The organism is Erythrobacter epiphyticus, assembly GCF_034653295.1.
Taxonomy (GTDB): Bacteria; Pseudomonadota; Alphaproteobacteria; order Sphingomonadales; family Sphingomonadaceae; genus Erythrobacter.
Window position 1 is genome coordinate 517,968 of record NZ_JAYEEU010000007.1, and the last position, 12,503, is coordinate 530,470.

The following is a 12,503-nucleotide window of genomic DNA, read 5'->3' on the forward strand; positions in this document are numbered from 1 at the left end:
GATTTTTAGGGGCAACAGCATGACGCGTGATCTTGTGAAACTGGCGGGTCTGGGGATGGCAGCGCTGCTGGCTGCGCCGGCCCTTGCCGCACCTGTGGCGCCGCCGGTGCCCAATCCGGGCAACAATGCCTGGATGATGACATCCACCCTGCTGGTGCTGATGATGATCCTGCCCGGCCTCATGCTCTTCTATGGCGGCCTGACCCGCTCGAAGAACATGCTGTCAACGATGACGCAGATCGGTGCGACCGCATCGCTCGCCATGCTGATCTGGGTGATGTGGGGCTACAGCCTCGCCTTTGGCGATACTGCCTACCCCGCGCCACTCGGCTGGTTTGTGAGCGGGGGGAGCTATTTCCTCAAGGGCACCGATCTCAGCAGCACGGCTGCCACGTTCAGCGATGAAGTCATCAGCAAATATGTCTTCGTCAGCTTCCAGATGACGTTCGCGGCGATCACCGCCTCGCTGATCCTTGGCGCGACGGCAGAGCGCATGAAGTTCTCGGCCGTGATGATGTTCGTGCCGATCTGGCTGACCATCGTCTATTTCCCGATTGCCCACATGGTGTGGTTTGACGGCGGCGATGCGGGTGCAAGCGGCCTGCTGTTCGAAGACGGCGCGCTCGATTTCGCCGGCGGCACCGTGGTGCACATCAATGCGGGCGTTTCGGGCCTTGTCCTTGCCTTCCTGCTCGGCAAGCGCCGAGGCTGGCCGAACGAGCCGATGCCGCCGCACAGCCTCACCCTGACGATGGTCGGCACGGGGCTGCTGTGGGTGGGCTGGTTCGGGTTCAACGCGGGTTCGGCGCTCGAAGCCGATGGCTCGGCGGGCCTTGCGATGATCAACACCTTCGTGGCCACGGCGGCAGGCGCGCTTGCCTGGATGGTGGTGGAGCGGGCAGCGGGCCACAAGGGTTCGGCCCTCGGCTTCTGTTCAGGCGTGATCGCCGGGCTGGTGGCGGTGACCCCGGCCGCGGGCAACAGCGGGCCGTTCGGCGCGATCCTGCTCGGCATTATTTCCTCGGTGGTCTGCTACTTCTTCGTCGCCAAGGTGAAGGCCAAGTTCGGCTACGACGACTCGCTCGACGCTTTCGGCATCCACGGCGTGGGTGGCATTGTCGGCGCGATTGGCACGGGCGTGGTGTACCAGCCGTTCCTTGGCGGGCCCGGCGACGGCTCGGTGGCCTTGGCCGAGCAGCTCTGGGTGCAGATCTTCAGCGTTTTGGTGACAATCGGCTGGGCCACCGCCGGCACGCTGATCGCAGGCTTTGCCGTCAAGGCGACCATCGGGCTGCGCGTCCACGAAGAGGACGAAGTCAACGGCCTCGACATCTCCGAACATGGGGAGCGCGCCTACAACTAGATCAACCCTTTCACCAGTTTGGCGGGGTGAGGCCTCTCTCCCTCTCCTCCTCTCCCCGCCTCACCTTGTTCCTCCTGCGAACGAACAAACTAGGCATGGCCGGAGCGGTGTAAAAACCCTCCGGCCCTTTTTTGTTTTGGAAGATTGCAGGACCCTCCGCGGAGATCAGTGCAAAAAAGCCCTTTCCTAGGGCACCAAAACCGCAACCAACGATTCACTTGTTTCAATCACCAAATTTTTCTTCACAGATTCAATTTGATGCTTGCGGCGGGCGCGACTCGAGCTTTGTCCACGCGTCGCGTTCGTTGACTGTGTCCTCGAAATGACGCGGGCGCTGATTTGACGGTTAATCGTCAGTTGACGGGATTTACCCGCTGATTCATCATCTAGTGATCGACCGGGTCCAAACCGCAAGACAGGGGGCGCGGCGCTCAGGTGGCAGCCCATCAGACTATTCATACGTCTGTATGCGCGACGTCGCCCCCGCTTTAGATAATCCATGATGAGGCAGGGTGAGGCAAGACCAAGTTGGCCTTACCCGATTATTTCCCTTCACTCCCCCGCCATCACAAAGTCGGCGCAGCGTTCGCCGATCATGATGCTCGGCGCATTGGTGTTCCCGCCCACGATCTTGGGCATGATGCTGGCATCGGCCACCCATAGCCCTTCGAGCCCTTTGAGCCGCAGCGTCGGATCGACCACCGCTGCCTCATCCGCGCCCATCCGGCAGGTGCCCACGGGGTGATAGACCGTATCGGCGCGGTTGCGGATCATTTCGTTGAGCGCGGCATCGTCGTTGAGATCGACCGGATGGCGATCCGTCGGGCCGAAGGCCTGCATCGGCGGGGTATCGACGATCCGGTGCGACAGGCGCACGCCCGCGCGCAGCACCGCCAGATCGCGGTCATCATCAAGGAAGTTGGGATCAATCACCGGCGCTGCACCGGCATCGCGCGATCCCAGTCGCACTGTGCCGGTGCTTTCCGGGCGCAGCACGCAGGCATGGAGCGAGAAGCCGTGCTTCTTCACCTTCTCGCGCCCGTGATCTTCGAGCACGGCAGGGACGAAGTGCCATTGGATGTCGGGCGCGGGGCTATCGGGCATGACCTGCCAGAACCCGCCCGATTCGGCATAGGGTGTCGTCATCACCCCGGTGCGCTTGCGGCGGTGTTCGATCATCGCGGCGACCATCCGCAGGCTGCCCTTGAGCGTGCTGCCGATCGGCACATCGCTCTGCGTCTCCCAGCCCGAGACGTAATCAATATGGTCTTGCAGGTTGCTGCCAACGGCGGGTTTGTCGAGCACGACATCAATGCCATGCTGCCTGAGGTGGTCAGCCGGGCCGATGCCCGACAGCATCAGGATCTGCGGCGAGTTGAACGCGCCCGCCGACAGCACGACCCCGCGCCGGGCGTGGAGCACCTCGGATGCGCCTCCGCGCCGCACCTGCACCCCGGTGACTCGGCCATCGGCAATCACGAGCTTTTCCACCAGCGTATCGGTGCGCACCGCGAAATTCCCCGCCTCGCGGATCGGCTCGACGTAGGCGCGCGCGGCGGACCAGCGTTCCCCGTTGTGCTGGGTCACCTGATAGAGCCCGAACCCGTCCTGCCGCTCGCCGTTGAAATCGGAGTTGGTGCGCAATTGCAGGGCGGCCGCGGCCTCGACAAAGGCGTGGCTGGCGGCGTTGGCGGCGGTCTGATCGGAGACGAACAGCGGTCCGCCGCTGCCGTGGTAGTCATCGCCGCCGCGTTCATTGGCCTCGGCGCGTTTGAAGTAGGGGAGCACATCCTCATAGGCCCAGCCGGTGCAGCCCATGTCAGCCCAATTGTCGTAATCCCAGCGGTGCCCGCGGATATAGACCATCGCGTTGATTGCCGAGGAGCCGCCCAGCCCGCGCCCGCGCGGCTGATAGCCGGTGCGGCCGTTCAGACCCTTCTGCGGGACGGTTTCATAACGGTAGTTCGACTTTTCCGGGATGAAGGGCATGAAGCCCGGCGTCTTGATCCAGACATTGTCATTGCGACCGCCCGCTTCGAGCAGGCACACCCGCCGCGTTCCATCAACCGCCAGACGCCCTGCCACCGCGCTACCCGCACTGCCACCGCCGATCACGATGTAGTCGAAACTTTCCATGCTCTCTCCCTTGTATGGGGCGAGAGACTAGGCAGCTTCTTGCGCGCCCGCAATCCGGTTTCGATCCGCCACTGATGTTGCAGCGGGCGCAACAGCGGCGCCAGCACGGGCTTCCCAGCGCGCGCGGATCATGTCGGAGGTCTCGCGGCTGTTGTCGTGGCTCCAGCCGGGTTCGCGCAGCAGATAGGACAGCTTGTGCCGCCACGGCGCACGCCAGATATCGGTGATCATCCCGATCCATTCGTGGAACACCGCCCACAAGAGGTTAAAGCTGCCAAGCTGCGTGATGATGCCATAGCGGATCGGCTCGTCATCGACTTCGGGGGTGAAGGTGCCGAACAGCTTGTCCCACACGATGAAGACGCCCGCGTAGTTGCGATCAAGGTAGCGCGGATTGGTGGCGTGGTGGACCCGGTGATGGCTCGGCGTGTTCATCACGGCTTCGAACCAGCGCGGCATCCGCTTGATCGCTTCGGTGTGGATCCAGAACTGGTAGGTCAGGTTGAACCCGCCGCAGATCGCGATCATCACGGGGTGGAAGCCAAGCAGCACCAGCGGCACGGCAAACAGGAACCCGAAGGTGATCGGTCCCGTCCAGGTTTGGCGGAGCGCGGTCGAGAGATTGTAATGCTGGCTCGAATGGTGGTTCACATGCGCCGCCCACATCCAGCGGATGCGGTGCCCGGCGCGGTGGACCCAGTAATATTTGAAATCATCAAGAAGGAAACAGACGGGCCACGCCCACCATACGGTCCACCACTGGGGCCCCAGATCAAAGACCCGATATGCGTAGGCGGCGAAGAACACCCATACCGCAAAGCCGCCCAGAAGCGCGCCCGCCACGGTTGATCCGAGCCCGAAGGCAAGACTGACAAGAGTGTCCCTCGGTTCATAGGCTGCCGGCGCGCGGAATTTCGCCCAGATCATCTCGGCCAGCACCGCGATCACGAACAGCGGCACGGCATATTGGGTGGGGTTGAGATCAGGCATTGTGCGCGTCCTTTACCCGATTGATCGCAGCGGCCCAAGTCTCGGGATCGGGGATGGTCAGAACGGTCCGGCCGAAGCGCGTCTCGCCGCAATCGATCACGATTGTGCCGTTGCCAGGATGGCTCTCGCAAGTTGCGCGCGCCTGTGGCGTCAACACCCGGCCCGCCCAGTGGTTGCCATGGCGGCGGATCACCATGATCCGCCCCTGCGCATCGCGCACCAGCGCGCCCGCGCCCGCGGCATCGCAGGCCGAATCAACCGGGGTGAAGCCATCCTCGACGAGATGCGCTGCACGGCTGGCATCGGCTGCGTTCTCGATCCGCGGCGCGCTGCCAAGCTTCATCCAGCGGGCAAGCCCGGCCAGTGCGAGAATCGCCACCAGCGATCCGGCGGTCTGGATCAGGAGCGGCGGCAGGTCCATGCGCCAGCAATGGTCTTAGCGCGCGGCCAGCATATCCACCATCGGGCGCACCGGGCTGATATCGTAACCCGCCTGCGCGGCAGCGGCGGCAATCGTATCAGGCGCCATGCCACGCTTTGCCTGCGCCAGCGCCCACAACAGCGTGGAGCGCGTACCCGATCGGCAATAGCCCAGCGCCACCCCCGGATTGGCGTCGAGCGCGGCGTTCAGGGCATCGACCTGCGGTTCGCTGAAGCCCGCATGGCCAATCGGAATCGCGACATAGGCAAGCCCTGCGGCCGCGGCGGCTGCGGCGATTTCATCCCCCTGCGGCGCCGAAAGGTCTTCGCCGTCCGGGCGATTGTTGATGATCAGGGTGACGCCCGCGGCCTTGGCGGCGGCCACATCGACAAGGTCGATCTGCGGGCTGGCCAGCATGGTTTCGGACAGCTTTCGAAAAGCGCTCATGGCGTCGACTTCCTCTCTCGGCGGCGCGCAGGGCGCCGGTGGTTGCGACCGGGCTTGTACCGCGCTGTGACCATGCTGCAAGGGCGCGCGGTGTTGCCCGACAATTGCACTTTTTTACAAAAAGAGCCGCCTCTGTAAAATTATTCGCAAAGTAACTCTTTGTGCGCTATGTGCCAGCTGACGACCTACGTGTGCTTCCCGGCACTGGGGTCTTGCGTCGGCCATGGCTCACCGCTCCGCCATAGTCTGCGTGAAAGTTCAGTGGCGGTGTGACAAGGTATGAATTGATTTATGGGTTATGATAGGGGGCGCCGTCGCGGCAAAGACAAGCGTGACGGCTTCGGCGAAGACGGTTTCGATCCGTTTGGCGGCGGCATGGACGGATTCCCGCCGCCGCGCAGCTTCGGCAGCGAGCGCTCCGGTTTTGATCGCGGCAATGATCGCGGTGGCTTTGGCGGCGGTGATCGTGGCGGCTTCGGTGGCGGCCCGCGCGGCGGCGGTGGCCCGCGTGGCCCCGGCGGCGGTGGTGCTGGCGGTGGCGGCGGTTTCAGCCGCATGCCCGCCCAGGTTGTCGGCACCGGCAAGGGCGTGGTGAAGTTTTTCAACGCGCAAAAGGGCTTTGGCTTCATCCAGCAGGAAACCGGCGGCGAAGATGTGTTCGTGCACATCAGCGCGGTCGAACGTGCTGGCCTTGAAGGCCTCGCCGAAGGTCAGCAGCTCGAATTCAACCTCGTTGATCGCGGCGGCAAGATTTCCGCACAGGATTTGCAGGTCGTCGGCGATGTGATCGCTGTCGCTCCGCGCGCCCCTGCGGCTCCGCAGCGCGAGCTGACGGGTGAGCGGGTGACGGGCACCGTCAAGTTCTTCAACGGCACCAAGGGCTTTGGCTTTCTGGTGCGCGATGATGGGCAGCCGGATGCCTTCGTCCATATCAGCGCCGTCGAACGTTCGGGCCTTGCGGGCATCAACGAAGGCGAGCGTTACGAATTCGATCTGGAAGTTGACCGACGTGGCAAGCATTCGGCGGTCAATCTCGTTCCGATCGAGGCCTGATCCTGTCCTGACGGGTGCCGCGTTTGACGCGCGCTTCGGGCAGGATTATTGACACGCCAATGGCGGCTCTCAACGGGGCCGCCATTTGCTTTTTGACTCCGTATCTCTCCAGTCTTTCGTAACAATCATCGGGAAATTGCCATGTCGATCACGCCGCTCATGCCTGTCTATCCGCGTTGCGGGGTGAGGCCCGTGCGCGGCGAGCATTGCCATCTGATCGATGAGAACGGGACGCGCTATCTCGATTTCGCAAGCGGGATTGCCGTGAACCTGCTCGGCCATTCGCACGAAGGCCTGATTCGCGCGATTCAGGATCAGGCGGCCACCCTGATGCATGTGTCGAACCTCTATGGCAGCCCGCAGGGCGAGGCGCTGGCCCAATCGCTGGTCGATGTGACGTTCGGGGATACGGTGTTCTTCACCAATTCCGGCGCCGAGGCGGTCGAATGCGCAATCAAGACCGCGCGCGCCTATCACCAGAACGCCGAAGGCGGCGATGCGAGCCGGTTCGAGATTATCACCTTCCACAATGCCTTCCACGGCCGCACCATGGCGACGATCAGTGCCTCCAACCAAGCCAAGATGCATCACGGCTTCGCCCCGCTGCTCGACGGGTTCAAATATGCCCCCTTCGATGATCTCGAAGCCGCCAAGGCCCTGATCGGCCCGCACACCGCGGGCTTCCTCGTCGAGCCGATCCAGGGCGAAGGCGGCATCCGTCCGGCTTCGGATGAATTCATGAAGGGCCTGCGCGCGCTTGCTGACGAGCATGATCTGATGCTCGTGCTCGATGAGGTGCAATGCGGTGTCGCGCGCACCGGCACCTTCTATGCCTATGAGCAATATGGCATTGAACCCGATATTCTTGCCACGGCCAAGGGCATTGGTGGCGGTTTCCCGCTTGGGGCCTGCATCGCCACCGAGAAAGCCGCCCGCGGCATGACCTTCGGCACCCATGGTTCGACCTATGGCGGCAACCCGCTCGCCATGGCGGCGGGCATGGCGGTGATGAAAGCTGTCGCCAATCCGGAATTTCTCGCTGCGGTGCGCGAGAAGGGTGAACGCCTGCGCACCCGGCTCGAACAGTTCATTGGCAATTACCCCGATCTGTTTGAACTGGTTCGCGGCAAGGGGCTGATGCTCGGGCTCAAGATGAAGTTCGAAAGCCGTCCCTTCTATGTCCACCTGCGCGACAATCATCAGTTGCTGACCGTGGCGGCGGGCGACAACACCATCCGCATCCTGCCGCCGCTGGTGATTGGCGATGCCGAAATCGAGGAATTCTTCGACAAGCTTTCCGCTGGCGCGGCCAGCTTCGCCATCCCCGAGGCTGCGTGAGATGGCGCATTTTCTCGATCTGAGCGATGCCGGTGCCGATGCACTGGCGGCGATGATCAATGATGCGCTCGATCGAAAGGCGGCACGGGCTGGCCTTCCCAAAGCGGCGCCCGATCCCGATGCGCCGCTCGAAGGCCATGTGCTTGCGCTGGTGTTCGAGAAGAGTTCGACCCGCACAAGGGTCAGCTTCGATATCGCGATGCGCCAACTGGGTGGTTCGGTGCTGTTGCTCGATTCGGCATCAAGCCAGCTCGGGCGCGGCGAAACCCTTGCCGATACGGCCCGCGTGCTCAGCCGCATGGTTGATGGCATCATGCTGCGCACCGATGATCACGCCAAGATCGAGGAGATGGCGCGCCACGCCAGCGTGCCGGTCATCAACGGGCTGACGGATCGTTCGCACCCGTGCCAGATCGTCGCCGATCTCCTCACGGCGATCGAGCATGGCAAGGCCCTGCCCGGTCTGGAGGTGGCGTGGTTCGGCGATGGCAACAACGTGCTGCACTCGATCCTCGAAGCCGCCGGGCTGATGAAGTTCAATGTCCGGGTGGCGACGCCTGCGGGCTATGAGCCCGATCCGACCTTTGTCGCGATGGCCCGTGCGGGCGGCGCGGCGGTCACGCTGACGCAGGATGCGGCAACAGCGGCACGCGGCGCGGATGTGCTGGTCACTGATACGTGGATTTCGATGGGGCAGGCCGAGGCCGAGGAGAAGCTTGCGGCGATGGCCCCCTATCAGGTCAACGCGGCGTTGATGGCCGAGGCCAAGCCGGATGCGATCTTCCTGCATTGCCTGCCCGCGCATGTCGGCGACGAGGTCAGCGAAGAGGTGTTCGAAGGGCCGCAATCGGTCGTTTTCGACGAGGCCGAGAACCGCATTCACGCCCAGAAATCCGTGCTGTTGTGGGCTTTCGGCAAGCTCGGCGTTTGAGCAGGGCTTACGCCTGCGCTCTGCAACCCCATATAGGCCCGTGATGGATTATCTGATCGAACCTTCCGCCGAGACTTTTTCGGACAAGTTGCTGGGCTTCACCCTGCCGTCGCGCGGTGCGCGCGGACGCATGGTGCGGCTTGATGCGCTGCTTGATACGGTGCTGTCGGCGCATGATTATCCGCCACCGATCACGCATCTCCTGAGCGAGGCGCTGGTGCTGGCGGCGCTGATGGGTGGGCTGCTCAAGGGCGACAAGGCGCAGCTCACCATGCAGGCGCAAACCCAGGGCGGGATCGTGAACCTGCTGGTGTGCGATTATCGCGACGGCGCGGTGCGCGGCTATGCCGATTTCGATCCCGAGCGGCTAGCGGCTTTGGGGGCCAATCCGTCGCTCGCGGCGCTGTTCGGCGCGGGCTATCTCGCGGTGACGTTCGAGACCGAGCACGGCCAGCGTTATCAGGGGATCGTTCCGCTCGAGGGCGACAGCATGGCCGAGGCCTGCGAGATCTATTTCAGCCAGTCCGAACAGGTGCCGACTCTGATCCGCGTCGCCAGCCGCGCGGTTGGCGGCAAGCGTTCGGCTGCCGGCATCCTGATCCAGCACCTCCCCGATGGCGAGGAAGGGCGCGAGCGGCTCCATGTGCGGATGGATCACCCCGATTGGGAGCATGTGGCGATTCTCGGCGGCAGCATCAGCCATCAGGAATTGCTGGACCCTGCTCTTTCGCTTGAGGCGATTGCCTGGCGGTTGTTCCACGAGGAAGACGAGATCCGCGTCCAGGAGGGCGCGCCGTTGACCCGGGGTTGTCGCTGCACGCTCGAGCACTACGCCTCGGTGATCGCGCGCTTTCCCGAAGAGGAACAGCGCGAGATGTGCAACGCGGAAGGGATCATCGCGATTGACTGCGCGTTCTGTTCGCGTGTTTTCGAACTTACGCTGTGACGAATCCAGCCAAGACATCCGCAGGTCGCAGGGCCTATTCTCTGCCTCGAACAAAAGGGTGGTGCATGATGGACCAACGGGCATGAACAGGCGCGCAGCCATCACCGCGGGACTGGTGGGCGTTCTTGCTGTGGCAGGGGGGCTTGGCCCGCTTGTCCTGTCCGAGGCCGCTGCCCAAGGGCAAGGTCTGGCCATGCTCGGGCGGCTCACCAAAGGGCAGTGGACGGTCAAGCATCGTGATGGCTCGCCGGATCGCAAGATCTGCGTGCGCAGCGGTCAGGAGCTGATTCAGCTGCGCCACCCGGAAAGCGGGTGTAGCCAATTCGTGATCGAAGATGGCGAAGCCAAAGTAACGGTGCAGTACACTTGCCCCAATAATGGCTTTGGCCGCACCAGTGTCCGCCGCGAAACGGCCGGACTGGTCCAGCTCGAAAGCCAGGGTATTGCTGATGGCTTGCCGTTCCAGTTCACGGCCGAGGCGCGCCACACCGGGCGTTGCTGAGCGCGGCATGCATTTCGGCGAAGACATGGATAACCGCCCGGTTGCGGTCGTGCTGCTGTCAGGCGGGCTGGACTCGATGGTCACCGCCGCGCTGGCGCAGGAGCGGGGTTTCGCTGTTCACGCGCTGAGTGTCGATTACGGCCAGCGTCACCGGCTCGAACTGGAATCGGCGCGGCGGATCGCCACGCGGCTCGGGACTGCTCGCCATGTCGAGATCGCACTCGATCTGCGGGCCTTTGGTGGTTCGGCTCTGACCGATAGCATCGATGTCCCCAAAGGCGGCGTGGGTGAGGATATTCCTGTCACCTATGTGCCGGCACGCAATCTGGTGTTTCTGGCGCTGACCACGGCCTTTGCCGAAGCGTCCGGTGCACGCGACGTCTTCATCGGCGTGAACGCGCTCGACTATTCGGGCTACCCTGATTGCCGGCCGGAATTCATCGCCAGCTTCGCCGAAACGGCCCGACTGGGCACCAAGGCGGGGGTCGAAGGATCCCCTTTCACCATTCACGCGCCCTTGCAGCACATGACCAAGGCCGACATCGCGCGGGAATGCGCGCGGCTCGGGCTTGACCCGGCATGGAGCTGGTCGTGCTATGATCCGACCCCTGAAGGCACGGCTTGCGGATTGTGCGATTCCTGTCGGCTGCGCAAAAAGGGTTTTGCCGAAGCGGGAATTATCGATAGCACCCCATACCGCGCATAAGCGCGCCTCGGGCCGTTGCGGTCGGGCAAGTCTTGGGATTGGGGATTTTCGTTGAGCGACGAAGCGACGGCGGCACAAGGCCGCGGCGAAGAGGCAGCGTCTGGCTACAGCTGGTATGTGCTGGGCGTGCTGGTGGTGGTCTATATCCTCAACTTCATCGACCGGCAGATCCTTGCGATCCTCGCGGTCGACATCAAGCGCGACCTCGGGTTGTCGGATGGTGATCTGGGCTTTCTCGGGGGCGCGGCTTTTGCGGTGTTCTACGCACTGTTCGGCGTGCCGCTCGGACGGCTGGCGGATCGCTGGAACCGCGTGCGCTTGCTGACCATCGGCCTGCTGCTGTGGTCGACGATGACGGCGCTTTCGGGCTTTGCCCGCAACTTTGCCACCTTATCGCTCGCGCGCATGGGCGTCGGCGTGGGCGAGGCGACCGCCAGCCCGACCGCCTATTCGCTGATTTCCGATTACTTCCCCTCGCGCCAGCGTGCGACCGCGCTCGCGATCTATTCCTCGGGCCTGTATATCGGCGGAGGGGTTTCACTGCTGATTGGCGCCAATATCTCCAAGTGGTGGGATGCAGCCTACCCCGGGGGCGGGATCGGCGGGCTGGTGGGCTGGCAGGCGGCCTTCTTGACGGTAGGCCTGCCGGGCGTGTTGCTCGCGATGTGGGTTGCCTCGCTGCGCGAACCTGTTCGGCAGCCTGATGCGGCCAGCGGGACGCGCCATCCTCTGATCGATTTCTTCATAGATCTGTCGATGCTGCTGCCGCCCCTGACGCTCATCCATGCCCTCCTACGCGGGCCAAAGGCTTTGCTCGTCAATCTGCTCGCGGCCGTGGCGATGACGGTCTTCGCGCTGGTGATGATTAAGCTGACCGGGAATATCCCGCAGTGGAGCTCGATCGCTTTTGGCTACTACGCGGTGTTTTCGTGGGCTTCGACCCTGCGACGTCATGATCCGGCAACCTTCCAGCTGATCTGGGGGACTCCGGCCTTTATTTGCACGGCTTTGGGCTATGGGCTGGTGTCACTGGGCGCCTATGCGCTGGCATTCTGGTCGGCGCCCTACGCCGAGACGGTGCTGAAGCTGCCCAAGGATGAACTGGCCTTCATTCTGGGCGGCTGCGGGGCAACCTCTGGATTCCTCGGCGTGATCCTTGGGGGGCGGATGTCCGACTGGCTCCGGCAGCGCAATCCATCGGGACGGATTTTGGTGATCATGTTCGGGATTGTTGCGCCTGTCATTCCGATCTGGATCGGCTTTACCACCGCGAGCGCGCTGGTGTTCTACGTGATGAACTTCCTGGCGGGGATGTTCGCGGCGACAGCTTTGGGCGCGGCGGCAGCGACAACGCAGGATCTGGTGCTGCCGCGAATGCGGGGGACGGCCACGGCCTCGTTCTTTCTGGCGACCACGCTGGTCGGGCTGGGCTTGGGACCGTTCATGGTCGGCGCGATCTCTGATCTCAGCGGAAGCCTGCGGATCGGAGTGCTTTCGCTGATAGGGGTTGCGCCGATCTCGCTGGTGCTGCTGATCTATCCCTATCGCGTCTTGCCGAAGGCCGAAGCGACGATTGCGGAACGCGCCAGCGCAGCGATGGGGACGGCTGCGAGCGGCTAGGGCGCATGTGCCCTGCTAGGCGCAAAGCGTTCCATGCTAGGGCGCAGGCG

General features: G+C 63.5%; 12 protein-coding genes. 8 read left to right on the top strand and 4 right to left on the bottom strand.

Annotation, left to right across the window (positions count from 1 at the left end; all coding sequences use genetic code 11):
• Positions 1-19 precede the first annotated feature (19 nt).
• Complete coding sequence (locus tag SOQ14_RS08015; protein ID WP_322897540.1) at positions 20-1,363, top strand: ammonium transporter; 1,344 nt, start codon at positions 20-22, stop codon at positions 1,361-1,363.
• Positions 1,364-1,915: 552 nt separating this feature from the next.
• On the opposite strand, the gene SOQ14_RS08020 is transcribed toward SOQ14_RS08015, so the two are convergent.
• From SOQ14_RS08020 to SOQ14_RS08035, 4 genes are read right to left on the bottom strand one after another with little or no spacing between them, the layout of a single operon-like run.
• Entirely contained in the window at positions 1,916-3,499 is a 1,584-nt protein-coding gene (locus tag SOQ14_RS08020; protein ID WP_322897541.1) for a GMC family oxidoreductase, read from the bottom strand.
• A gap of 27 nt (positions 3,500-3,526) precedes the next feature.
• Positions 3,527-4,489 carry a sterol desaturase family protein gene (locus SOQ14_RS08025; protein ID WP_322897542.1) on the bottom strand — a complete coding sequence of 321 codons (963 nt, stop codon included), beginning with the start codon at positions 4,487-4,489 and terminating at the stop codon, positions 3,527-3,529.
• Entirely contained in the window at positions 4,482-4,910 is a 429-nt protein-coding gene (locus tag SOQ14_RS08030) for a hypothetical protein (protein ID WP_322897543.1), read from the bottom strand. The genes SOQ14_RS08025 and SOQ14_RS08030 overlap by 8 nt, the downstream gene beginning before the upstream one ends.
• Positions 4,911-4,925: 15 nt before the next feature.
• Positions 4,926-5,357, bottom strand: a complete 432-nt coding sequence (locus SOQ14_RS08035; RefSeq protein WP_322897544.1) for a protein tyrosine phosphatase family protein — start codon at positions 5,355-5,357, stop codon at positions 4,926-4,928.
• A 291-nt stretch (positions 5,358-5,648) separates the two neighbouring features.
• Here SOQ14_RS08035 and SOQ14_RS08040 point away from each other — a divergent pair, with 291 nt between their 5' ends.
• From SOQ14_RS08040 to SOQ14_RS08070, 7 genes are all read left to right on the top strand, one after another.
• A complete protein-coding gene (locus SOQ14_RS08040) occupies positions 5,649-6,410 on the top strand; it encodes a cold-shock protein (RefSeq protein WP_322897545.1) in 762 nt (253 codons plus the stop codon).
• Between the two features lie 141 nt (positions 6,411-6,551).
• Positions 6,552-7,748 carry an aspartate aminotransferase family protein gene (locus tag SOQ14_RS08045; protein ID WP_322897546.1) on the top strand — a complete coding sequence of 399 codons (1,197 nt, stop codon included), beginning with the start codon at positions 6,552-6,554 and terminating at the stop codon, positions 7,746-7,748.
• 1 nt (position 7,749) lies between these two features.
• The gene (gene argF, locus SOQ14_RS08050) at positions 7,750-8,679 is read left to right on the top strand and encodes an ornithine carbamoyltransferase (RefSeq protein WP_322897547.1); all 930 of its coding nucleotides are present in this window, start codon (positions 7,750-7,752) and stop codon (positions 8,677-8,679) included.
• A gap of 43 nt (positions 8,680-8,722) precedes the next feature.
• Positions 8,723-9,625, top strand: coding sequence for an Hsp33 family molecular chaperone HslO (gene hslO, locus SOQ14_RS08055; protein WP_322897548.1), 903 nt, complete (start codon positions 8,723-8,725; stop codon positions 9,623-9,625).
• An 82-nt stretch (positions 9,626-9,707) separates the two neighbouring features.
• Positions 9,708-10,127 (top strand): hypothetical protein, encoded by a 420-nt coding sequence (locus SOQ14_RS08060; protein ID WP_322897549.1) that lies wholly within the window; start codon positions 9,708-9,710, stop codon positions 10,125-10,127.
• A gap of 25 nt (positions 10,128-10,152) precedes the next feature.
• Complete coding sequence (gene queC / locus SOQ14_RS08065; protein ID WP_322897869.1) at positions 10,153-10,833, top strand: 7-cyano-7-deazaguanine synthase QueC; 681 nt, start codon at positions 10,153-10,155, stop codon at positions 10,831-10,833.
• Between the two features lie 51 nt (positions 10,834-10,884).
• The gene (locus tag SOQ14_RS08070) at positions 10,885-12,453 is read left to right on the top strand and encodes a spinster family MFS transporter (protein WP_322897550.1); all 1,569 of its coding nucleotides are present in this window, start codon (positions 10,885-10,887) and stop codon (positions 12,451-12,453) included.
• The last annotated feature ends 50 nt before the right edge of the window (positions 12,454-12,503 follow it).

What these genes read in the sequence shown, in the direction of transcription:
- SOQ14_RS08015 (WP_322897540.1), top strand. Translation starts at nt 20, where the DNA reads ATGACGCGTGATCTTGTGAAACTGGCGGGTCTGGGGATGGCAGCGCTG.
- SOQ14_RS08020 (WP_322897541.1), bottom strand. Translation starts at nt 3,499, where the DNA reads ATGGAAAGTTTCGACTACATCGTGATCGGCGGTGGCAGTGCGGGTAGC.
- SOQ14_RS08025 (WP_322897542.1), bottom strand. Translation starts at nt 4,489, where the DNA reads ATGCCTGATCTCAACCCCACCCAATATGCCGTGCCGCTGTTCGTGATC.
- SOQ14_RS08030 (WP_322897543.1), bottom strand. Translation starts at nt 4,910, where the DNA reads ATGGACCTGCCGCCGCTCCTGATCCAGACCGCCGGATCGCTGGTGGCG.
- SOQ14_RS08035 (WP_322897544.1), bottom strand. Translation starts at nt 5,357, where the DNA reads ATGAGCGCTTTTCGAAAGCTGTCCGAAACCATGCTGGCCAGCCCGCAG.
- SOQ14_RS08040 (WP_322897545.1), top strand. Translation starts at nt 5,649, where the DNA reads ATGGGTTATGATAGGGGGCGCCGTCGCGGCAAAGACAAGCGTGACGGC.
- SOQ14_RS08045 (WP_322897546.1), top strand. Translation starts at nt 6,552, where the DNA reads ATGTCGATCACGCCGCTCATGCCTGTCTATCCGCGTTGCGGGGTGAGG.
- argF (WP_322897547.1), top strand. Translation starts at nt 7,750, where the DNA reads ATGGCGCATTTTCTCGATCTGAGCGATGCCGGTGCCGATGCACTGGCG.
- hslO (WP_322897548.1), top strand. Translation starts at nt 8,723, where the DNA reads ATGGATTATCTGATCGAACCTTCCGCCGAGACTTTTTCGGACAAGTTG.
- SOQ14_RS08060 (WP_322897549.1), top strand. Translation starts at nt 9,708, where the DNA reads ATGAACAGGCGCGCAGCCATCACCGCGGGACTGGTGGGCGTTCTTGCT.
- queC (WP_322897869.1), top strand. Translation starts at nt 10,153, where the DNA reads ATGGATAACCGCCCGGTTGCGGTCGTGCTGCTGTCAGGCGGGCTGGAC.